Annotated in this window: 15 protein-coding genes; 6 read left to right on the top strand and 9 right to left on the bottom strand. The window is 68.3% G+C overall.

All coding sequences use genetic code 11. From position 1 onward, the window contains the following. Positions 1-67 precede the first annotated feature (67 nt). Entirely contained in the window at positions 68-4,771 is a 4,704-nt protein-coding gene (locus NAV27_RS13800; protein WP_369805776.1) for a PAS domain S-box protein, read from the bottom strand. Between the two features lie 164 nt (positions 4,772-4,935). After that, positions 4,936-6,534 carry a L,D-transpeptidase family protein gene (locus NAV27_RS13795; protein ID WP_102829129.1) on the bottom strand — a complete coding sequence of 533 codons (1,599 nt, stop codon included), beginning with the start codon at positions 6,532-6,534 and terminating at the stop codon, positions 4,936-4,938. A gap of 215 nt (positions 6,535-6,749) precedes the next feature. On the opposite strand from NAV27_RS13795, the gene NAV27_RS13790 reads away from it, so the two are divergent. Next, the gene (locus NAV27_RS13790; protein ID WP_102829128.1) at positions 6,750-7,460 is read left to right on the top strand and encodes a murein L,D-transpeptidase catalytic domain family protein; all 711 of its coding nucleotides are present in this window, start codon (positions 6,750-6,752) and stop codon (positions 7,458-7,460) included. A gap of 75 nt (positions 7,461-7,535) precedes the next feature. Here NAV27_RS13790 and ilvD read toward each other — a convergent pair whose 3' ends face one another. Then, positions 7,536-9,374 (bottom strand): dihydroxy-acid dehydratase, encoded by a 1,839-nt coding sequence (gene ilvD, locus NAV27_RS13785; RefSeq protein ID WP_102829127.1) that lies wholly within the window; start codon positions 9,372-9,374, stop codon positions 7,536-7,538. A 266-nt stretch (positions 9,375-9,640) separates the two neighbouring features. Continuing rightward, entirely contained in the window at positions 9,641-10,975 is a 1,335-nt protein-coding gene (locus tag NAV27_RS13780; protein ID WP_054094340.1) for a dicarboxylate/amino acid:cation symporter, read from the bottom strand. A gap of 247 nt (positions 10,976-11,222) precedes the next feature. Here NAV27_RS13780 and NAV27_RS13775 point away from each other — a divergent pair, with 247 nt between their 5' ends. Then, on the top strand, positions 11,223-13,064 hold the full coding sequence (locus tag NAV27_RS13775) for a sensor histidine kinase (RefSeq protein ID WP_102829126.1): 1,842 nt from the start codon (positions 11,223-11,225) through the stop codon (positions 13,062-13,064). Positions 13,065-13,066: 2 nt separating this feature from the next. Continuing rightward, positions 13,067-14,425 (top strand): sigma-54-dependent transcriptional regulator, encoded by a 1,359-nt coding sequence (locus NAV27_RS13770; RefSeq protein WP_043299470.1) that lies wholly within the window; start codon positions 13,067-13,069, stop codon positions 14,423-14,425. Between the two features lie 6 nt (positions 14,426-14,431). Here NAV27_RS13770 and NAV27_RS13765 read toward each other — a convergent pair whose 3' ends face one another. Together NAV27_RS13765 and NAV27_RS13760 are read right to left on the bottom strand one after the other, a co-directional pair. Then, positions 14,432-15,628 carry a class I SAM-dependent rRNA methyltransferase gene (locus tag NAV27_RS13765; protein ID WP_102829125.1) on the bottom strand — a complete coding sequence of 399 codons (1,197 nt, stop codon included), beginning with the start codon at positions 15,626-15,628 and terminating at the stop codon, positions 14,432-14,434. A gap of 79 nt (positions 15,629-15,707) precedes the next feature. Next, positions 15,708-16,250, bottom strand: a complete 543-nt coding sequence (locus NAV27_RS13760; RefSeq protein ID WP_102829124.1) for a type 1 glutamine amidotransferase domain-containing protein — start codon at positions 16,248-16,250, stop codon at positions 15,708-15,710. Between the two features lie 145 nt (positions 16,251-16,395). On the opposite strand from NAV27_RS13760, the gene mutM reads away from it, so the two are divergent. The 3 genes from mutM to NAV27_RS13745 all read left to right on the top strand — a co-directional run bounded on the left by mutM (position 16,396) and on the right by NAV27_RS13745 (position 19,762). Continuing rightward, positions 16,396-17,208 (top strand): bifunctional DNA-formamidopyrimidine glycosylase/DNA-(apurinic or apyrimidinic site) lyase, encoded by an 813-nt coding sequence (mutM, locus tag NAV27_RS13755; protein WP_102829123.1) that lies wholly within the window; start codon positions 16,396-16,398, stop codon positions 17,206-17,208. A 109-nt stretch (positions 17,209-17,317) separates the two neighbouring features. Continuing rightward, on the top strand, positions 17,318-17,653 hold the full coding sequence (locus NAV27_RS13750) for a multidrug transporter (protein ID WP_102829192.1): 336 nt from the start codon (positions 17,318-17,320) through the stop codon (positions 17,651-17,653). A 258-nt stretch (positions 17,654-17,911) separates the two neighbouring features. Then, positions 17,912-19,762 (top strand): Na/Pi cotransporter family protein, encoded by a 1,851-nt coding sequence (locus tag NAV27_RS13745; RefSeq protein WP_102829122.1) that lies wholly within the window; start codon positions 17,912-17,914, stop codon positions 19,760-19,762. On the opposite strand, the gene ggt is transcribed toward NAV27_RS13745, so the two are convergent. The 3 genes from ggt to coaD form a co-directional block, all read right to left on the bottom strand. Further along, a complete protein-coding gene (ggt, locus tag NAV27_RS13740; RefSeq protein ID WP_102829121.1) occupies positions 19,746-21,467 on the bottom strand; it encodes a gamma-glutamyltransferase in 1,722 nt (573 codons plus the stop codon). The genes NAV27_RS13745 and ggt overlap by 17 nt on opposite strands. Next, positions 21,467-21,718: a YfhL family 4Fe-4S dicluster ferredoxin gene (locus tag NAV27_RS13735; protein ID WP_008568547.1), complete on the bottom strand. Its 252-nt coding sequence runs from the start codon at positions 21,716-21,718 to the stop codon at positions 21,467-21,469. Before NAV27_RS13735 ends, ggt begins: the two co-directional genes overlap by 1 nt. 95 nt (positions 21,719-21,813) lie before the next feature. Further along, positions 21,814-22,296, bottom strand: a complete 483-nt coding sequence (gene coaD / locus NAV27_RS13730) for a pantetheine-phosphate adenylyltransferase (protein ID WP_102829120.1) — start codon at positions 22,294-22,296, stop codon at positions 21,814-21,816. Positions 22,297-22,326 lie beyond the last annotated feature (30 nt).

Raw genomic sequence — 22,326 nt, 5'->3', positions numbered from 1 at the left:
ATCGACACCTCCGAGTGTGCGTGCTGTTAAGAGTCCGCCCGCCCCGGCCGAGTTCCGCTTCGCTGGCCTAGCCGTCGCGCTCGATCAGCTGGCGGATGTGCTGGCCGAGGGCATCGATGCTGAACGGCTTGGCCAGCATGTCCATGCCCGGGCCGAGGAAATCCCCGCGCACCGTGGCGTCCGCCGCATAGCCGGTGATGAACAGCACCTTCAGCTGCGGACGTTGCTGGCGCGCGAGGTCGGCGAGCTGGCGGCCGTTGAGGCCGGGCAGGCCGAAGTCGCTGACCAGCAGATCGATGCGCTGCTCGCTCTGCAGGTAGGGCAGGGCGGTGGCGGCGTCGCAGGCTTCGAGCGCGACATAGCCCAGCTCGTGCAGCACCTCGATCACCAGCATGCGCACGGCGGCTTCGTCCTCGACCACCAGCACCGTCTCGCCATGCTGCGCCTGCGGCACCTCGGTGGGTTCGGGCGCGCCCGCCGCTTCCGCCAGCGCGCTGTGGTTACGCGGCAGGTAGAGAGTGATCCGCGTGCCTTCGCCCGGCGTGCTGTCGATGTGCACGTGGCCGCCGGTCTGCTTGGCGAAACCGTACACCATCGACAGGCCGAGGCCGGTGCCCTGGCCGATGGGCTTGGTGGTGAAGAACGGATCGAACGCCTTGGCGATCACCTCTGCGGTCATTCCGGCGCCGCTGTCGGCGATGCTGAGCACCACGTAGTCGCCGGGCTCCGGGCCGTTCGGCTGTGCGCTGTCGATCTGCACGCAGCGGGTGCGCACCTGCAGGTCGCCGCCGCTCGGCATGGCGTCGCGGGCATTGATCACCAGGTTGAGCAGGGCGTTTTCCAGCTGGTGGGCATCGGTATACGCCAGCCAGGCGTCCGCCTGCAGCTGGGTGTGCAGGCGGATGTGCTCGCCGATGGTGCGCCGCAGCATGTCCTCCATCGATACCACCAGCTGGTTGACATCCACCGGCTTGGGGTCGAGCGACTGGCGGCGCGCGAAGGCGAGCAGGCGATGGGTCAGCGCCGCGGCGCGGTTGGCGGAGGTCATCGCGGCGTCGATGTAGCGGTGCAGGTCTGCGCTGTTGCCATTGTTGACCCGCCGCTGGATCAGATCCAGCGCGCCGAGCACGCCGGTGAGCATGTTGTTGAAGTCGTGCGCCAGGCCGCCGGTGAGCTGGCCGATGGCTTCCATCTTCTGCGCGTGGCGCAGCGCCTCTTCTGCGCGCTCGCGCTCGGCCATCTCGATATGCAGGCGGCTGTTGATCGCCGCCAGCTCGCGGGTGCGCTCGGCGACCCGGCGCTCCAGGCTTTCGTTGAGTTCGCGCAGGGCCTCCTCGGCGGCGACCTGGGCGGTGATGTCGGTGTTGGTGCCGAACCACTGGGTGACCTGGCCGAAATCGTCGCGAATCGGCAGCGCGCGGGAGAGGAACCAGCGGTAGATGCCGTCCTTGCCGCGCAGCGGGAAGGTCTCCTCCCAGACCGAGCCGATGGCGAAGGCGCGCTTGAGCGAGGCGCTGACCCGCTCGTGGTGGTCGGGGTGGTTGACCGCGCGCCAGCCGAGCGCGCGCATTGCCTCGAAGGTGGTGCCGGTGTAGTCGTACCAGCGCTTGTTGTACCAGTAGATGCGCCCGCTCGGGTCGGCCATCCAGGCGAACTGGCTGATGTTGTCGGCCAGCGTGCGGAACTGTTCCTCGCTCTCGCGCAGCGCACGCTCGGCGCGCATGCGTTCGTCGGCGTTCCAGGCGCGATCGGCGACCTCGCGGATGAACGAGATGTCGTCGTCGAGCCAGATGCGCGGCTCGCCATGCAGCAACATCAGCGCGGCGGCCAGCTGGCCCTGCTCGAACAGCGGCACGCAGACCAGACTGCGGATCTGCCGTTCGCTGTACAGGTCGGTTTGGGCGACGGTGCGCGCGTCGTGCAGCACATCGTCGATCACCACCAGATCATTGTTCTGCAGGTCGTAGTAGAGGTCGCCGAAGTCGGGGAAATGCACCCGCTCGCTGCTGTCGCGCGAGGCACCGTCGCTCCAGTAGCGCTCGATGGTGGCGTAGAGGCTGCCGGGCTCGATGCTGGCGAACAGCACCCGTGCCACACCCAGCGTGCCGCCGATGACGCTGACCGCGGCGTGGGCGATGGTCTGGCTGTCGTGCTGCTCGCGCAGCAGGTCGCCCAGCTCGATCAGCGCGGTCTGGCGCTGTTCGGCCAGGCGGCGTTCGCTGATCTGCTGTTCGAGCAGTGCGTTCATGCGCAGCATGTGCTCGGCGGCATTGCGCTCGGCGGTGATGTCGCGCGCGGTGCCGAGAATTCGCACTTCGCCGTTGGCATCCAGCACGCGGCGGCCGCGGTTGGTCAGCCAGCGGAACTGCGCGGTCCGGGTGTCCAGCACGCGGTAGTCGAGCTGGAATTCGCCGCCGTCCTTGCCCTGCAGTGCGCGGCCGAGTGCGGCCAGCAGCTCGGCGCGGTCGTCCGGGTGTACGCGCGCCAGCACCTCGTCGACGCGCGGCGGCGGCTGCTCCGGCGACAGCCCGGCCAGCGCCTTGAGCTGGGCATCCCAGTGCATGCTGTGATGGGTGTCGTTGTATTCCCACACGCCGATCGAGGCGATTTCGTTGGCCAGGCTGACGCGCTGTTCCGCTTCGCGCAGCGCACGGTTGGCACTGGCACGCTGGCTGGCATTGCGGATGCGGTCGACCACTTCGCGCACCAGCGCGACGTCGGCCTGGTTCCAGTGACGCGGCAGACGGCTGGCGAACAGCAGGAACAGCCGGTTGGGCTGCTGCGCGGAAATCGGTAGCGGGGCGAACAGCAGGCTCTGGCTGGCCAGGCTGGCGTGCAGCTGCCGCGGCTGCGGGTCGTCGGCGGCGTCGAGTAGGTTTTCCAGCACCAGGATGCTGCCTTGCGCGAGGTGCTGGGTCAGCATCTCGGCGCTGCTGCCGAGCGGGTGGCGACCGAGCCGGTCGGGACTGTTCAGGGCCCGCCATTGCCGGCTCACCACCAGCGTGGTGGCATCTTCCAGATGGCCGTAGGCGATGCAGTCGGTGCGCGTTAGCCGGCCGAGGCGTTCATCCAGCACGCAGCCGATGTCGACCTGGGTGTCGTCCTCCTGCAGCCGGTCGCTGATGTCCAGCAGGAAGGCCTGCAACGCGTCGCCGTGGGTGCGTTCGCTGATGTCGGTGAAGGTGCAGATCGCGCCTTGCAGCTCGCCGTCGCGGTAGATCGGCGCGACTCGGTAGGCCACCGGCAGGCTGCTACCGTCCTGGCGGAAGAACAGCTCGTAATCGACCTCGCGCGGCTCGCCGGTGACGGCGGTGTGCTGGATCGGACAGTCGTGCACCGGGTAGTCGCTGCCGTCCGGATGGCTGTGATGGATGATCCGGTGCAGGTGGCGCCCGAGCACCTGATCGCGGCTTTCGAAGCCGAGCAGGGTGAGGAACGCCTGGTTGCACAGGGTCACGGCGCCGCTGCGGTCGATGGAGTAGAAGCCTTCGCTGGCCGAGTCGAGCAGCAGGCGGGTGAAGGCTTCGCTTTCCAGCTGCTGCGCCTGGGCGCGGCGGCGGTTGTCGATATCGTGGGCGACGCAGAGCCAGTGCTGCACCGCGCCGGCGCTGTCATAGACCGGCGCGGCGCTCAGCTGGAACCAGCGCGTGCTGGCATCGGCGGCGATCAGCGGCAGGTCGAGGCTGAACGGCAGCCGGCCCTGTACTGCCTGTCGCCACTGCTGCGCCAGCGTCGTGCGTTCCGCCTCGGCTACCGCCGCGAGCCAGCCGTCGCCGCGCGAGGCATCCTCGTCGAGCCCGGTGAAGTCGCTCCAGTAGCTGTTGCAGAACGTCAGCGCGCCATCCGCGTCGCACTGCCAGACCACCTGCGGACTGAGGTTGACCAGCGTGCGGTAACGCTCCTCGGCGGCGCGGGTGGCGGCCTGCTCGGCCTGCAGTGCGGTGAGGTCGCGCATGATCTTGATGAAGCCGTGCGGTTGCGATCCTTCCCGCAGTACGGTGAGCGTGCCGCTGCCCCAGAAGCGGCTACCGTCGCGTCGGCGATACCAGCGCTGGTGCACAGCGGAGCCTTGCGCCAGCGCATCCTGCAGCGCCTGGCGGGTTACGTCCTGACTGTTCTGCTCGGCGAGCAGTTCGCTGAAGCAATGGCCGAGCATCTGTTCGGCGTCCCAGTGAAGGATGCGATGGGCGCCCTCGTTCCAGCTGGTGATGCGGCCTTGCAGGTCCAGCGTGATGACCGCGTGGTCGATCACGCTGTCGATGATGTGGCGGTCGCGCAGCAGCTCCAGCTGCGCCATCGCCTGGCGGCCCAGCGACTGCAGGCGTCGCCCGGCGTCCGCGTCGAGCACGCGCGGCTCGCGGTCGAGCACGCACAGCGTGCCCAGCGGCAGGCCGTCGGCGGTGCGCAGGACGGCCGCCGCGTAGGAGGCGGCCGGTGTGCCGTCGGCCAGGTGTGGCAGCTCGACGCCGTCCGGCAGGCAGTCGGCCTGCAGGAGCGCCAGCGATTCGGCATGCTCGATGGCCCAGGCGCTCGCCGTTCCGTTACGTGGCACGGTCGTGCGGTCGGCGCCGAGGGCCGTCGGGCAATGCTGCTGCTCGGCGGTGATCAGGTGCAGCGCAGCCGCCGGTGCCGCGCAAAGCTCGGCGGCGAGCGCGAGCAGATCGTGAAAGTCCGCCTCGCACAGGCTGCCCGGCACGAAGTAACGCGCCAGTGCGGTCAGGCGCTGGGTTTCGGTCCATTCCCTGGCGCGCGTGCTGTGATCGGTGTTCAAGAAGTGTTCTGCTCGGCTGTCCATGGCGCTGAGCCAGCCATCGGTTGGCCGGACGGTAGATCGGTCCGCATGGGCCACGCAGCCCTCGCGGCAGTCAGCAAGAGACTAGCGCGCGAGTGCTTTGGTTCAAGCGCGGCCGGCAAAAGCCGCCGGCGGACGCCCGTTTAATCGCGCTGGGCGCGGTTCAGTGCGGCCAGCAGGGCGGCGTCCTGGCGGTAGATATCCGGGCGGTACTGCGGCTCGCCCTGCTCGTCCGCCTCGGCCGTCCAGTACGCCATGAGGATCGGTATCGGTCGCGCCAGCCGATACTCGTGGGTGACGCCGGTTTCCAGCAGGCGCGCGACTTCGGCGCGTTCGCGGTCGTCGAGCAGCAGGTCGACGACCTGCAACGCGCCCTCGACGCGCACGCAGCCCGAGCTGGTGGTGCGCGCCGCCTGGGTGAACAGGCGCTGGCTGGGCGTGTCGTGCAGGTACACCGAGAAGGGGTTGGCGAAGCGGATCGCCACCCGACCGAGCGGATTTTCCGGCCCGGCGTCCTGGCGCAGGTAGATGCCGTGCGGGCTGCTCCAGTCGACGTGCTGCGGATCGAGGCGGTTACCCTGGGCGTCGAGCACGCGCAGGCGGCTGCGCTCCAGGTAGCCGAGGTCTTCGCGGATCAGCGGCAGCTTGTCCTCGCGCAGGATGGTCGGCGGCACGGTCCAGGTCGGATTCAGCGTCAGCCGGGTAACCGTGGACTTGAGCGGCGGCGTGCGTCGCCCCTCGCGGCCGACCTGGGTGCGCGTCTGCCATTGCACCTCGCATTCCTCGAGCAGGATCAGCCGGGCGCCGGCGATATCCACCAGCAGCGAGCGCGGCTCGATTTCGCGGGCGATCCAGCGCAGGCGCTCGAGGTTGATGCGCAGCTGATCCAGGCGGCTGGCCGGGCTGACGTTGAGCGCCGCCAGCGTGCCGCGACCGACCAGCCCGTCGGGCTCCAGCCCGTGCTGGCGCTGGAATGCCTCGACTGCAGCGACCAGCACCGGGTCGTAGCGCCGGCTCTCGTCGCCGACCAGGCCCAGCCCGGCGTGGCCGAGCAGGCGCTCGCGCAGCAACGGCACGCGGGCGTCGAGCATCTGCGGGCGCAGCGTCGGCCCGGCGGGGACCGTCGGCCACTGCGGCAGCGGCTGTCTGCGCAGGCGCGCATAGGCGGCGCGCAGGGCAAGGTATTGCGGCATATCCGGGCGCGCCCGGGCGAAGGCGTCGGCCAGGTCGTTCAGCCCGCTGCTGGCGAGTTCCAGCGCGGCCTGGCGATCGTCCTCGAGCGGCCAGTCAGGGCTGCGCCACAGCGGTTCGATCTGCTCGCGCGGCAGGCGGCCGTGGGCCAGGTCGTGCAGGGCGCTGAGGTAGGCGTGGCTGGCCAGCAGATCGCTGCAGATCCGGTGCTGCGGCGCGGCGCTGGCGCTATGGGTCAGTTGGCGGATGCGTTCGAGGTGGTAGCTGGCCGGGGCCAGGCCGTCGTCGGCCAGCTGTTCGAGCTGTCGCAGCAGGCCGTCGATCTGCCGGTAGGAGCGCCACACCGGCGCGAAATCCTGCCGCGCGTAGAATCCTTGAAGGCGCTCGCGGGCGGCCGGTTGCAGCGGTGGGAGATAACCACTGCAGTACGCCGGCAGCTGTTCGAGGGCCGTGCGCAGCGGGCCGACAGGCTCGCCAGCCGGCGCGGCGAGGGCCGCCAGCGGCAGCAGCAACAGTCCGGCAGCCAGACGAAATGCGTGTTTTTTGTACAACGTTGCGCTCCCCGTGCACCGTTCGACTGCTAGACTGCGCGGCATTCGACCCCAGCCGCGGCGGCGGTGCAGGTCGATCCGATCACTAGAACATACCGTGTCGGGCCAGGCTGTTTACAGCTTGGCCCGAGTTGTGTCGCTACACTTTGGGGTAGCGAGTATAAGGCGCCGGCCAGACAGGAAGTCGCAAGGTCGTGCCCGATGAGGCTTTCTGTATGCGTCCGTTGCTGCGACGACTCTGCCTGTTGGCAGGCCTGTCTGTCCTGTCGGCGCCCGTCTGGGCGACCGTTCCCGTCTATCAACCGCTGGTCGACAGCCTCGCGCGCGTGGCGCCGACGCTGGATCGCCAGGTCCTGACCCATGCCGTTGCCGCCATGCAGTGCGCGGTGAACAACGGCGCCGCGCCGGCCCAGCGCCTGGCGGTCATCGATTTCTCGCTGCCCTCGTCCGAGCGACGCCTGTGGATCTTCGACCTGCAGCGCAGCACTTTGTTGCTGCGCGATCTGGTCGCCCACGGGCAGAAGTCCGGCGACAACCACGCCACGCGTTTCTCCAACGCCGTGGGCAGCCACCAGTCGAGCATCGGCCTGTTTCGCACCGCCGAGAGCTACAGCGGCAAGCATGGCTATTCGCTGCGCATGGACGGCCTGGAGCCGGGCATCAACGATCGCGCCCGCGCGCGCGCCATCGTCATCCACCCGGCGGCTTACGTGAACCCCGACTGGATCGCCACCCAGGGCCGCATCGGCCGCAGCCAGGGTTGCCCGGCGGTACGCCCGGAAGTCGCGCGGATGGTGGTCGACAGCCTCAAGGGCGGGCAATTCATGTTTTCCTGGTATCCCGACCAGAACTGGCTGCAATCCTCGGCCTACCTGAACTGCAAGCCGAACCAGGTGGCGAGCATCCTCGCTGCCCGTCGCGGCTGAGTTGCCGCCCGCCCTGGCGGATCGGTTAGCACGAAAAAGCCCGGCACATGGCCGGGCTTTTTGTTTGCCGCCGGATCAGTCGCCGAGCAGCGCCTTGTTGCGCACCGCGCCCTTGTCGGCGCTGGTGGCCAGCAGGGCGTAGGCCTTGAGCGCGGTCGAAACCTTGCGCGCGCGCGGTTGGGCCGGCTTCCAGCCGAGCTTGTCCTGTTCGATGCGGCGGTGGGCCAGCTCCTCATCGCTGACCAGCAGCTGGATGCTGCGGTTGTGGATGTCGATGTGGATGCGGTCGCCTTCGCGTACCAGGCCGATGGCACCACCGGCGGCGGCTTCCGGCGAGGCGTGGCCGATGGACAGGCCCGAGGTGCCGCCGGAGAAGCGGCCGTCGGTGAGCAGCGCGCATTCCTTGCCCAGGCCCTTGGACTTTAGGTACGAGGTCGGGTAGAGCATTTCCTGCATGCCCGGGCCGCCCTTCGGGCCTTCATAGCGGATGATGACGATGTCGCCCGGCTTCACCTCGTCGGCGAGGATGCCCTTCACGGCGCTGTCCTGGCTTTCGTAGATCTTCGCCGTGCCTTCGAAGACGTGGATCGATTCGTCCACGCCGGCGGTCTTCACCACGCAGCCGTCGAGGGCGATGTTGCCGTAGAGCACGGCGAGGCCGCCCTCCTGGGAATAGGCGTGCTCGACGCTGCGGATGCAGCCTTCGGCACGGTCCAGGTCCAGGCTCGGCCAGCGGGTGGCCTGGCTGAACGCGGTCTGCGTCGGGATGCCGGCCGGGCCGGCCTTGAAGAAGGTATGTACCGCTTCGTCATTGGTCTGGGTGATGTCCCATTCGGCGATGGCATCGGCCATGCTCGGGCTGTGCACGGTGGAGACATCGGTATGCAGCAGGCCGCCACGGGCCAGCTCGCCGAGGATGGAGAAGATGCCGCCGGCGCGGTGCACGTCTTCCATGTGGTACTTCTGGATGTTCGGCGCCACCTTGCACAGCTGCGGCACCTTGCGCGACAGCGCGTCGATGGCGCGCAGGTCGAAGTCAACCTCGGCCTCCTGGGCCGCGGCCAGCAGGTGCAGGATGGTGTTGGTCGAGCCGCCCATGGCGATGTCCAGGGTCATGGCGTTCTCGAATGCCTTGCGGTTGGCGATGTTGCGCGGCAGCACGGAGGCATCGCCGTCCGCGTAGTAGCGCTTGCACAGCTCGACGGCGATGCGCCCGGCACGCAGGAACAGCTGCTCGCGGTCGGCATGGGTGGCCAGCGTGGTGCCGTTGCCCGGCAGGGACAGGCCGAGGGCTTCGGTCAGGCAGTTCATCGAGTTGGCGGTGAACATGCCGGAGCAGCTGCCGCAGGTCGGGCAGGCGCTGCGCTCGTACTCGGCGACGGTTTCGTCGGAGCAGGAATCGTCGGCGGCGGCGACCATGGCGTCGACCAGGTCCAGGCCGTGCGCGGCCAGTTTGGTCTTGCCGGCTTCCATCGGCCCGCCGGAGACGAACACCACCGGGATGTTCAGGCGCAGCGCGGCCATCAGCATGCCGGGGGTGATCTTGTCGCAGTTGGAGATGCAGACGATGGCGTCGGCGCAGTGCGCGTTGACCATGTACTCCACCGAGTCGGCGATGATCTCGCGCGAAGGCAGCGAATAGAGCATGCCGTCGTGACCCATGGCGATGCCGTCATCGACCGCGATGGTGTTGAATTCCTTGGCCACGCCGCCGTGCTTCTCGATCTCGTGGGCGACCAGCTGGCCCATGTCCTTCAGGTGCACGTGGCCGGGCACGAACTGGGTGAAGGAGTTGGCAATGGCGATGATCGGCTTCTTGAAGTCCTCGTCCTTCATCCCGGTGGCGCGCCACAGGGCACGGGCGCCGGCCATGTTGCGGCCGTGGGTGGAGGTTTTCGAGCGGTAATCGGGCATGGCAATCGTCCTGCTGAGGCTGGTCAGGTTTTAAGCATATGGTGAGCGTGCTGCACGCCCGAGGCAAACGCGGTGGATGTCTGTCGGGGGCGGGGCCGGGTGGTCAGGCGGGATCGCCGCTGCTTCGGCCGGCTCGCGAGTCCGCCTGAGGTGGGGCAGGAGCGGGGATTCTAATCCCAGCCGGCGCGCGGGCGAAAGGGCGGCGGTCGGCCGCCCGGACGGCACGACGCCCGGGCGGGCCGGGCGTCGTGGGTATCCGCGGTCGGTCAGGCCGTCTGCGGCAGCTCGACAGGCTCCGGCGCCGTGGTGCTCGGCCGCTCAAGTGCGGCGACCAGCTGCTGCTTGTCCAGCTCGCCCTCCCAGCGGGCGACGACGATGGTCGCCACCGCGTTGCCGACCAGGTTGGTCAGCGCGCGGCACTCGGACATGAAGCGGTCGATGCCGAGGATCAGCGCCATGCCGGCCACCGGCACCGCCGGCACCACCGAAAGCGTCGCGGCCAGGGTGATGAAGCCGGCGCCGGTGATGCCCGCCGCGCCCTTGGAGCTGAGCATCGCCACCAGCAGCAGGGCGATCTGGTCGCCGAGCGACAGGGGAATGTCGGTGGCCTGGGCGATGAACAGCGCCGCCAGGGTCATGTAGATGTTGGTGCCGTCGAGGTTGAACGAGTAGCCGGTGGGAATCACCATGCCGACCACCGAGCGCTTGCAGCCGGCCTTTTCCATCTTGTCCATCAGCGTCGGCAGCGCCGCTTCCGAGGAGCTGGTGCCCAGTACCAGCAGCAGTTCCTCCTTGATGTAGCGGATCAGCGCGAGGATCGAGAAACCGTTGTAGCGCGCGACGGCGCCCAGCACCACCAGCACGAACAGCAGCGCGGTGATGTAGAAGGTGCCGATCAGCATCGCCAGGTTGGCGATCGAGCCGATGCCGTACTTGCCGATGGTGAAGGCCATGGCACCGAAGGCACCGACGGGCGCGGCCTTCATCAGGATCGCCACCAGCTTGAACACCGGCGCCACCAGGTCCTGCAGGAAGCTGACCACCGGCTTGCCCTTGTCGCCGACCAGCGCCAGGGAAATACCGAACAGCACGGAGAAGAACAGCACCTGGAGGATGTCGCCGGAGGCGAAGGCGCCGACGATGGTGGTCGGGATGATGTTGCTCAGGAAGCCGACGATCGACTGCTCATGGGCCTTCAGCGCGTAATCGGCCACCGCCTTGGGGTCCAGCGAGGCCGGATCGATGTGCATGCCGGCGCCGGGCTGGATTACGTTGCCGACGATCAGGCCGATGATCAGCGCCAGGGTCGAGAAGGTCAGGAAATACAGCATGGCCTTGCCGGCGACGCGGCCGACCTTCTTCATGTCGGACATGCCGGCGATGCCGGTGGCGATGGTGAGAAAGATCACCGGCGCGATGATCATCTTGACCAGCTTGATGAAGGCGTCGCCCAGCGGCTTCATCGCCTCGCCGACTCCAGGGTAGAAGTGGCCGAGGGTGATGCCGAGGATAATCGCGGCGATCACCTGCACGTACAGGTGCGCGTAGAGCGGCGTTTTCCGTGGGGGCAGGGAATCGGTTTCGGGGTGCGCAACGATCATTTCTTGTTCTCCAGGGCCTGCCAGGCCAGGTTCATGGGGAGGTCGACGCCTCGTCATGTTCCTCATGGCAAATGTCGCGCCAGCTTTCCTGGATTAGATAACTTGTTGATTTAGCTAGTTAAAAACCGAAGAACCGAGTTATTGAACGTCATGCTTGTGCGAAACACCGCACATCCGGTTTGATGCCTGTGCGGAATTCGGCGCACTATGCGCACCCACACCCGATCTGCGCCGGGGCGCTACCGCGATGAGCGAAGCCACACTCAGCAAGGCCGTCTTGCGTCGCCGTCAGCGCCGTGAAGCGGGGCTTTTCGCCCTGCTGGCGGCACTGCTGGTGGGCGTTGCGCTGTGGCTGGCTGGCACGCATGGCCGCGACGAGGCCTATGCCGCCCTCAACGAGCGCGGCCAGCACGATGCAGCGCTGCAGAGCGCGTTGCTGAGCACGGTGCTGGAGAAGCAGCGCTCGCTGCCTTTCGTGCTGGCCGACGACCGCGATATCCGCGACGGCTTGCTCACCCGCGACGATCAGGCGCTGCGACGCATCGACCGCAAGCTCGAGGCGCTGCTGGCCGGCACTCAGGCCTCGGTCATCTACCTGTTGGATGTCGACGGCGTGGGCGTCGCGGCGAGCAACTGGCGGGAGCCGGCCAGCTTCGTCGGCAGTCGTTACGATTTCCGCGCCTATTTCCGCGATGCGCTGCGCGACGGCCATGCCGAGCACTACGGCCTGGGCAACGTCAGCAAGCGGCCGGGGCTATACATCTCGCGGCGCGTCGACGGGCCGGCCGGTGCGTTGGGCGTGATCGTGGTCAAGGTCGAGTTCGATACGGTGGAGCAGGACTGGCGCCGCTCCGGCGGGCTGACCTATGTGGTCGACGAGCGGTCCATCGTGCTGGCAACCAGCGTGCCGCACTGGCGCTTCATGGCCGTGGCGCCCATCGAGCCGCAGCGCAAGACGGCGATCCGCGAGAGCCTGCAGTTCGGCGATGCGCCGCTGGCGCCGCTGCCGCTCGAGGCGCGTGCAGACGGCACCGCCGATGTGGTGCGGGCGCAGCTGGCGCCGGACCGACCCGCGCATGGCTATCTGCGCGTGGCGACGGCAGTGGCCGGCACCGGTTGGCAGCTCAACCTGCTGCTGCCGAGCGAGGCTGTGGTGGCGCGCGCGGTACGCCAGAGCCGTACCGCCACGCTGTTCGTGCTGGTGCTGCTGCTCGGCAGCGGTGGGCTGTTTCTCTATCGTCGCCAGAAGAGCGACGAGCGGACGGTCGATCACCACAACGCGCGCATCGAGCTGGAGCGGCGGGTGGCCGAGCGCACCCGCGCGCTGAGCGAGGCGCATGACCAGCTGAAGATGCAGATCGACGAGCGCCTCAAGGCGCAGACCAGCCTGCAGACCGTTCAGCAGGAACTGGTCCAGGCCAACCGTCTGGCGATCCTCGGCCAGGTCGCCGCCGGCGTCGCGCACGAGATCAACCAGCCGGTGGCGGCGATCCGCACCTATGCCGACAACGCGCGCACCTACCTCAAGCGCGGCGATCCGCAGGGCACCGAACGCAAGCTGGAGCAGATCGCCGGCCTCACCGAGCGCATCGGCACCATCACCGACGAGCTGCGCACGTTCTCCCGCAAGGGCCGGGCGAAGGCCGAGCCGACGCGACTCGACGAGGTGATCGAGGGTGCGCTGCTGCTGCTCGGCAGTCGCTTTCGCCAGCGCTACGGCGCCATCGACGCGCAGCTGCCGGCGCCCGGCCTGCGGGTCATGGGCACGCGCATCCGCCTGGAACAGGTGCTGATCAACCTGCTGCAGAACGGCCTGGAGGCGGTGGAAAGCCGGCCGGACGGGCGCGTCGAGATCAGCGTGGTGGAGGGCGCGTCCGGCGTCGAGCTGATCGTCAGCGACAACGGCGGCGGCATCGCGCCCGAGATCATGCAGGCGCTGTTCACCCCCTTCAACACCTCCAAGGCGGCGGGGCTCGGGCTCGGTCTGGTGATCTCCAAGGACATTGTCAGCGACTTCGGCGGCCGCATCGAGGTCGTCAGCGGCCCGCAGGGCACCCGTTTCACCGTCCATCTGCAGAAGGCAGCCTGAACATGAATGACCGTCCCCGCGTCGCGTTCGTCGATGATGACGCCGAGCTGCGCAACGCCAACCAGGAGTCGCTGGAACTGGCCGGCTTCGAGGTTTACCCGTTCGCCGATGCCGAAAGCGCGCTGGCATTTCTCGATGCCGATTTCCCCGGCGTGGTGGTCAGCGATATCCGCATGCCGCGCATCGACGGCCTGGAGCTGTTCCAGCGACTCAAGGCGCTGGACGCCGACCTGCCGGTGATCCTCATCACCGGCCACGGCGACGTGCCGATGGCAGTCGCGGCGCTGCATGACGGTGCCTACGATTTCATCGCCAAGCCCTACGGCGCCGACCGGCTGGTGCAGAGCGTCAGCCGCGCGGCGGAAAAGCGCCGGCTGGTGCTGGAGAACCGCCGCCTGCGACTGGCGGCGCAGAGTGCCGAGGAGTCGCTGCCGCTGATCGGCCAGACCCCGGCGATGGAAAACCTGCGACGCACCATCCGCCACATCGCCGACACCGAGGTGGACGTGCTGATCGCCGGCGAAACCGGCAGCGGCAAGGAGGTGGTCGCCAGCCTGCTGCACGAATGGAGCAGCCGGCGCAGTGGCAACTTCGTCGCGGTGAACTGCGGGGCGCTGCCGGAAAGCATGATCGAGAGCGAGCTGTTCGGCCACGAGGCGGGTGCGTTCACCGGCGCGCAGAAGAAGCGCATCGGCCGCATCGAGCACTCCAGCGGCGGCACGCTGTTCCTCGACGAGATCGAGAGCATGCCGCCGGCGGCGCAGGTACGCCTGCTGCGCGTGCTGGAGCAGCGCACCATCGAGCCGCTGGGCAGCAACGAAAGCCGCGAGCTGAGCCTGCGCGTGGTCGCCGCGTCGAAGATCGACCTTGGCAACCCGGTGCAGCGCGGCGATTTTCGCGAGGACCTGTACTACCGGCTGAATGTGGTGACGGTGTCGATTCCGCCGCTGCGCGAGCGCAAGGAAGACATTCCGCTGCTGTTCGCGCATTTCATGCAGCGCGCCGCCGCGCGCTTCGGCATCGAGGTGCCGCAGCTCTCGCCGCAGGTCAGCCGCTACCTGTTTCAGCACGACTGGCCCGGCAATGTGCGCGAGCTGGCGCATTTCGCCGAGCGGCTGGCGCTGGGGCTGGGCGATGTCATCGCGCCGCCGGCGACACTGCGGATCGAAAGCGGCCATGCCAGCCTGCCGGCCCGCCTCGAACAGTACGAGGCGGACCTGATTCGCGAGGCGCTGCTGGCCAACGCCGGCGACGTGCGCTCGACCCTGGAGACGCTGGGCATCCCGCGCAAGACCTTCTACGACAAGCTGCAGCGCCACGGCATCGACCGTGCGCAGTACGTGCGCAAGGCCGACGACTGACGCGAATCAGCTGTTGGGCAGGATGCGGCAGGTCAGGCTCTTGATGTAGCGGGTCTCCGGGATCGCCGGGTGTACCGGGTGGTCCGGCCCCTGCGCGCCGCGTTCGAGCAGCTGGATGTTGCGGTCCAGATGGCGGGCGCTGCCGAGCAGGATGTTCTGCAGATCGTCTTCGGGCAGGTGCATCGAGCAGCTGGCGCTGACCAGGATGCCGTCCTTGTTGAGCAGGCGCATGGCCTGTTCGTTGAGTCGGCGGTAGGCCGCCTCGCCGTTCTTCAGGTCTTTCCTGCGCTTGATGAACGCCGGCGGATCGGTGATCACCACGTCGAAGCGCTCCTCGGCGTTCTTCAGTTCCTTCATCGCCTCGAAGGCATCGCCCTCGACGCAGGTCATCCTGTCCGCCACGCCGTTGAGCGCCGCGTTGCGCTCGACACCATCGAGGGCGAACGCCGAGGCGTCGACGCAGAACACCTCGCTGGCGCCGAACGCCGCCGCCTGCACGCCCCAGCCGCCGATGTAGCTGAACAGGTCGAGTACGCGCTTGCCCTTGACGTAGGGCGCCAGGCGCGCGCGGTTCATGCGGTGGTCGTAGAACCAGCCGGTCTTCTGCCCGGCGATCACCGGCGCCTCGAACTTCACGCCGTTCTCCTCCAGCGCGACCCATTCGGGCACCACGCCGAAGGCAGTGTCGACGTAGCGCTCCAGGCCCTCGGCGTCACGCGCACTGGAGTCGTTCTTCCACAGCACGCCGCTGGGCTTGAGCACCTGCACCAGCGCCTCGAGCACGGCGTCCTTGTTGCGCTCCATGGTCGCCGAGGCGAGCTGCACGACGAGGATGTCGAAGAAGCGGTCGACCACCAGCCCCGGCAGCAGATCGGAGTCGCCATAGACCAGGCGGTAGCACGGCTGCTCGAACAGCCGCTCGCGCAGGCTCAGTGCGACCTGGATGCGGTGCACCAGCAGCGACTTGTCGAGGCTGTGCTTGAGGTCGCGCGACAGCAGGCGGGCGCAGATCAGGTTGTTCGGCGACACGCCGACGATGCCCAGCGGTTTGCCGCCGGCGGCTTCGAGGATCGCCTGGTCGCCGGCGACGAACCCGGACAGCGGCGTGGCGGCGGTGTCCACCTCGTTGCTGTAGACCCACAGATGGCCGGCGCGCAGGCGGCGATCGGCATTGGCTTTGAGGCGCAGGCTGGGCAGGGTCATCGGCGGGGCTCCCGGAAAAAGACGGGCATTCTAAACGAGCCGTGCTCCGGCGACATGAAAAGCGCGCCAACCGCGAGCTTCAGGCCGACTGCAGCGCCTCGATCAGCGCGCTGCTGAAGGCCGGAATGTCGTCGGGCTTGCGGCTGCTGATCAGTCCGCCATCGATCACCACCGGCTCGTCGACCCACTCGGCGCCGGCGTTGCGCAAGTCGTCGGCGAGCGAGGGCCAGCTGGTCATGCGCCGGCCGTTGACCAGCCCGGCGGAGATCAGCAGCCAGCTGCCGTGGCAGATCACCGCGATTGGCTTGCCCGCCTGCGCCGCCTCGCGCACCAGCCGCTGGGCCGTGGCCTCGGTGCGGATGGTGTCGGAGTTGACTACGCCGCCGGGCAGCAGCACGGCGTCGTAATCGGCGATGCGGATGGCGTCGAAAGTCTGATCGACATGGAACTTGGTGGCCGGCGTGGTGTGGTTCCAGCCGGTCACTTCGCCGTTCTTCGGCGCGACGATGTCGGCGCGCGCGCCGGCGTTTTCCAGCGCCTCGCGCGGGCCGGTCAGTTCCGCCTGCTCGAAGCCATCGGTCACCAGAATTGCCACGCGTTTGCCTGTGAGGGGTTGGCTCATGGGCTGCCTCCGTCGGTTCGCCCGCGATGTGCGGGGCACCTGATTTCGGACACGCACGTGCACGAAAGTTCGCCAGTCCCGGCCGGGCGGCGCCGGCGGCCCATGCTAGGATGCGTTCCCCTTCCGTTGCCCCCGCTCCGCCGTCATGCCCGAACTTCCCGAAGTCGAAACCACTCGTCGCGGTATCGCCCCGCATCTCGTCGGTCAGCGCGTCAGTCGGGTGATCGTGCGCGAGCGGCGGCTGCGCTGGCCGATTCCCGAGGACCTGGATGTGCGCCTGTCGGGGCAGCGCATCGAGGCGGTCGAACGCCGCGCCAAGTACCTGCTGATCCGCTTCGAGGCCGGCACGCTGATCGCGCACCTGGGCATGTCCGGCAGCCTGCGGCTGGTCGAGGGCGCGTTGCCGCCGGCCAAGCACGAGCATGTCGATCTGCTGCTCGAATCCGGCCAGGCGCTGCGCTATACCGATCCGCGGCGCTTCGGCGCGCTGCTGTGGAGCGACGATCCGCTCAACCACGTATTGCTCGCCAGCCTCGGCCCGGAACCGCTGAGCGAGGCGTTCGACGGCGAACGGCTGTTCCAGCTGTCGCGTGGGCGCAGCATGGCGGTCAAGCCGTTCATCATGGACAACGCGGTAGTGGTCGGCGTCGGCAATATCTATGCGAGCGAGGCGCTGTTCGCCGCCGGCATCGACCCGCGCCGCCCGGCCGGCGGCATCTCGCGGTCGCGCTATCTGAAACTGGCGGACGAGATCAAGCGCATCCTGGCGCTGGCTATCGAGCGCGGCGGCACCACGCTGCGCGATTTCGTCGGCGGCGACGGCAAGCCGGGTTACTTCCAGCAGGAGCTGTTCGTCTACGGGCGCGGCGGCGAGTTCTGCAAGCACTGCGGCACGACCCTGCGCGAGGTTCGCCTCGGCCAGCGCGCCAGCGTCTATTGCAGTCGTTGCCAGCGCTGATCGCTGCGCGGCGCGTTGACGGCGTTCACGCTCGCGAGGCAGCGGCCACTGCTATAGTGGCCGGCACAACTTGAAAATGCCGCGTTTCGCACAGCTGAAGGACCACACCATGAATCTGTTCCGCTCCACCGCTGTTGTCTTGGCTCTGACCACCGGCCTGCTGGCAATGCCGGCACAGGCGGAAACAGTCACGCAGAATGCCAGTGGCGATCCGACCTACACCGTCGAGGCACCGCCGGCGTTCGCCATGATCGGCGACCTGGTCGTCGCCCGTCCGCTGCTGATCGGCGCGACGCTGGTCGGTGCCGTCGCGTTCGTCGTCAGCCTGCCGTTCACCGCGCTCGGCGGCAACGTCAAGGAAGCCGGCCAGGCACTGGTCGGCGACCCGGCGCGTGAGGCCTTCGTGCGCTGCCTGGGTTGCACCACTTCGCAAAAACCTTACTGATGCCGGTGGCGCGGGGCGCTCGCTCCGCGTAATCCGAATCCGCATCGCGCAGCCTGCCCTGCAGGCTGCATTCTCCTAAATACCCCCGCCGCTATTGTCCGCGTCCGGCCCGCCACCTCGGCGAGGCATCGTCGCCGCATGGCGAATCCCCTAGAATGCCCGGCGGTCGTGCGCCAGTGCTGCAGCGACGACCCTCGCTATGTGACCGGCTCAGCCGGTTCTTTCCTTATGGCGCGCGGCAGGTAACGAAAAGTACACATGGGCACGTTCAAGAAGCACGTCAGGACATTCCTGATCGTGGCGGGGAGCCTTCTGCTCGGGGCAGCGTTCTGGAGCAGCCAGCCCTGGCTGGAGCTGTGCGCCGGTCTGGCGCTGTTCCTGTTCGGCATGCAGTGCCTGGAGGAAGGCCTGCGCCAGCTGGCCGGTGGCAAGCTCGAACAGCTGCTGGCGCGGACCACCGCGACGCCGTTCAAGGGGCTGCTGTTCGGCGTCGGCGGCACCATGCTGCTGCAGTCGAGCACGCTGGTGTCGCTGCTGACCATCGCCTTCATCAGTACCGGACTGATCAAGCTGGCCGGCGGCATCCCGATCCTGTTCGGCGCCAATCTCGGCGCCACCAGCGGCATCTGGCTGCTGGCGCTGGCTGGGCACAATCTCAGCCTGTCGCCGCTGGCGCTGCCGCTACTGGTGTTCGGCGTGCTGGCGAGCTTCCTCGGTGACAAGGGCAAGGCGGCCGGGCGCATCGTGTTGGGGATCGCCTTCATCTTCCTCGGCATCGATCAGATCAAGGTCGGCTTCTCCAGCTTCGGCAGCGACGTGGACATGTCGGCCTACCAGGCCGAGGGGCTGATCGGCCAGCTGCTGTTCGTCGGCATCGGCCTGGCGGCCACGGTGGTGCTGCAGTCCAGTCACGCAACGCTGATGCTGACGCTCGCCGCGCTGGGTGCCGGCCAGCTGACGCTCGGCCCGGCACTGGCCATCGCCATCGGTGCCAACGTCGGCAGCAGCGTCACCACCGCCTTCGTCGGTTCGCTCGGCGGCAACCGCAGCGGGCAGCGTCTGGCGCTGGCGCACGTGCTGTTCAATGCGCTCACGGCGCTGGTGGCGCTGGTCCTGCTGCTGCCATTGACCGCGCTGGTGCGCTGGCTGGTGGAGGCGGTGGGCCTGGGCGACAACGTGCTGCTGCAGCTGGCGTTGTTCCACACGCTGTTCAACGGGTTGGGCGTGCTGCTGTTCTGGCCGTGGCAGGCGCGCCTGGCAGCGCTGCTGATTCGCCTCTTGCCCGATCGGGTCGAGCCGACGGTGCTAATCACCGAGCTGGCGCAGCCGGACGAACCGCAGCAGCGCACCCGCGCGCGTTACCTCAACGCCCGCGCGCTGGATTCGGCGGATGCCGCCACCTGTGCGGTGGCGCAGGAGCTGCAGCACATGACCCGGCTGAGCCTGGAAGTGATCTGCCATGCGCTGTTCCTGCCGGTGGACCAGCTGATGCGCCAGGGACGCATCGACGACGCCCTGATGGCCGCGCCGCCGGAGCCCGGTGCGCTGGATGCCGAGCAGCTCTACCAGCGCCACATCAAGGGTGTGTACGCCGACCTGCTGAGCTTCATGGGCCGCCTCGAGGTGCCGCTGGACGAGCAGCACCAGACGTTCTGGCTGAGCGGCCAGATCGCCGCGCTGCAGCTGGTGGATGCGGTCAAGGACGCCAAGCACCTGCAGAAAAACCTCGGTCACTACCTGCGCCAGGAGGCCTCGACGGTGCGCCGCTCGTACGTCGAGCTGCGCCGGCATCTGCTCGAGGCACTGCGCGAGATTCGTGCGCTGACCCATTCGGAGCTGCCGGAGGAGCGCTGGCGCGAGCGGCTGCAGTGGCTCGACGAGCGGGCCGCCGAATTCGACGGTGCGTTTCGCAAGCGCCTGTTCGTCGCCGTGCGCAACCACGACCTGGACGGTCTGCAGACCAGCTCGCTGATGAACGACCTGGGCTACGCCAGTCGCATCATCCAGAGCCTGCGCAACGCTCTGTTGCTGGCCGACGGGCAGGAGCCAATCCGCCAGCTGCGCCAGCTGTCGACCGACGACGACGGTCCGATCATTCAGCGGCCCTGAGCGGCGACACCAGGAGCGCCCGGCCGATGCCGCGCGGATCGCTGGCGGCGTCGACTGCGCCGCTGCGCTTGTTCCAGTAGAGCACCTGCTGGTTGCCGTAATCGCGCTCGATCAGCTTCGGCTGGTGGCCGAGCGCGCGCAGCGCCTGCAGTTGCGCCGGGCTGAAGGTGGCGGCCTCGTACTGCAGCACGTCGGGCAGGTACTGATGGTGATAACGCGGTGCTGCCGGCCAGGCGGATACCGGCTCGCCGTCCAGGTAGGCCAGCACCGACAGCAGCACCATGCTCGGGATGCGGCTGCCGCCGGGCGTGCCGAAGCTGGTGAACTCGCTGGCGCTCTCGATGAAGGTCGGGCTCATGCTCGACAGCGGGCGCTTGCCGCCGGAAATCGCGTTGGCGCTGCTGCCCTTGAGCTGATAGGCATTGCTGCCGGCGATGTCGGCGGCGAAGTCGTCCATCTCGTCGTTGAGCAGCACGCCGGTGCCGGGCACGGTGAAGGCCGCACCGAACATCATGTTTAGCGAGAGGGTGGCTGCCACCGCGTTGCCTTCGGTATCGATCACCGCGAAGTGGGTGGTGTGCTCGCCCTCGCGCCAGCGTGGCGCCGGCGGCAGAGCGCTGCTCGGCGTGGCGCGCGCCGGATCGATGCCGGCCGCCAGCGTCTGCAGATAGTCCGCCGACAGCAGCCGCTGCAGCGGCGCGCGGACGAAGTCGGGATCGCCCAGCTGGCTGCGGTCGCGATAGGCGCGGCGTAGCGCCTCGACTACCAGGTGGCTGCGCTGCACCGGCGCAGCTTCGCGCCAGGACAGGCGTTCGAGCATGCCCAGGCTCTGCGCGAGGATCACGCCGCCGGCCGAGGGCGGCGGTGCGCCGATCAGCTCGCGGCCTTCGGCCAGCGGGAAACGCAGCGGCGCGCGCTCGACGGTCTGGTACTCGGCCAGATCCCGCAGCGTCCAGATGCCGCCGGCGGCGCGCACGCCCTGCACCAGGCGCTCGGCCAGCTCACCACGATAGAAGCCGTCACGACCTTCGCGTGCCAGGCGTTCGAGGGTGGCGGCCAGCTCCGGCTGACGTAGGTGCTGGCCTTCGGCCGGCAACTTGCCGTCGCGGAGGAACAGCCGCGCGCTTTCGGCATCGGCGCGTAACGCATCGAGACGCCAGCTGGCGCGCTGGCGGTAGACCGCATCGACGCTGAAGCCGTCGCGCGCCAAGGCGATGGCCGGCGCCAGGGTTTGCGCCAGCGGTAGCCGGCCGCGCTGCTGCGACAGTTCCGTCAGCGCCGCCGGGGTGCCGGGAATCGCCGCCGCCAGCGCACCGTCCAGCGACAGCTTGCGCTGCACCTCGCCGTCGCGCAGATAAAGATCGGGAGTGGCCGCCAGCGGTGCGCGCTCGCGGGCGTCGAGGAAGCTGAAGCGAGCCGGTTCGCCGGCTTCGCGCAGGAGGAAAAAACCACCGCCGCCGAGGCCCGAGCCATAGGGCTCGACCACCGCCAGCGCGGCGCTGACTGCCACGGCGGCATCGAAGGCATTACCGCCGGCCTGGAGAATTTCCCGGCCGACTGCGCTGGCGAGCGGGTGCGCGGTGGCAACGGCACCCTGTGCCGGCGGTTGCGCCTGGGCGCAGAAGGAGAACAGCAGGAAGGCGGCGAGACAGGCCCGCACGCCCTCGCGCAGTGCGCGTCGGCGAGCCGGCCGCACCGCGGGCATCAGGCCTTGCCGGTGATGATCAGGTACTTCTGCATCAGCTCGTCCTTGCTCTCGACGTTGTTTTCGTCGAGCGGGATGCAGTCGACCGGGCAGACCTGCTGGCACTGCGGCTCGTCATAGTGACCGACGCATTCGGTGCAGAGGTTGGGATCGATGACGTAGATTTCCTCGCCCTGGGAAATCGCGCCGTTCGGGCACTCGGGCTCGCACACGTCGCAGTTGATGCAGTCATCGGTGATTTTCAGGGACATCCAGCGAACTCCTGCCACGGCTCAGGCCGCGGCACAGCAGATAACGACGCGCAATTGTGCCGCATCGGTGGGCCTGCTGCCCACCGGCGGATTCCTCAGCGCTGGCCGAAGCGCGCCTTGAGCGCGTCCATCACCGCCGGATGGACGAACTTGGAGACGTCGCCCTCGAGCGAGGCGATCTCGCGCACCAGCGTGGAGGAAATATAGGAGTACTTCTCCGACGGCGTGAGGAACAGACTCTCGACCTCCGGCGCCAGCTGGCGGTTCATGTTGGCCAGCTGGAACTCGTACTCGAAGTCGGACACCGCGCGCAGGCCGCGCAGCAGCACATTGGCGTTCTGCTCGCGGACGAAATGCGCCAGCAGCGTGGAGAAGCCCATGACCTCGACTTTCGGCAGGTGCTTGGTGACTTCGCGGGCCAGCTCGACGCGTTGTTCCAGCGGGAACAGGGGGTTCTTCTTCGGGTTGGCTGCCACGGCGATGATCACATGATCGAACAGCCGGGAAGCGCGCTCCACCAGATCGGCGTGGCCCATGGTGATGGGATCGAAGGTTCCCGGATACAACACTCGATTCATCGCGGCGTCCTGACGCAGGCGTGGGGGTGT

The organism is Stutzerimonas degradans (assembly GCF_024448505.1).
GTDB classification, from domain to species: domain Bacteria; phylum Pseudomonadota; class Gammaproteobacteria; order Pseudomonadales; family Pseudomonadaceae; genus Stutzerimonas; species Stutzerimonas degradans.
Note: the sequence above shows the minus strand (reverse complement) of the source record. Positions and strands in the feature narration are given on the sequence as shown.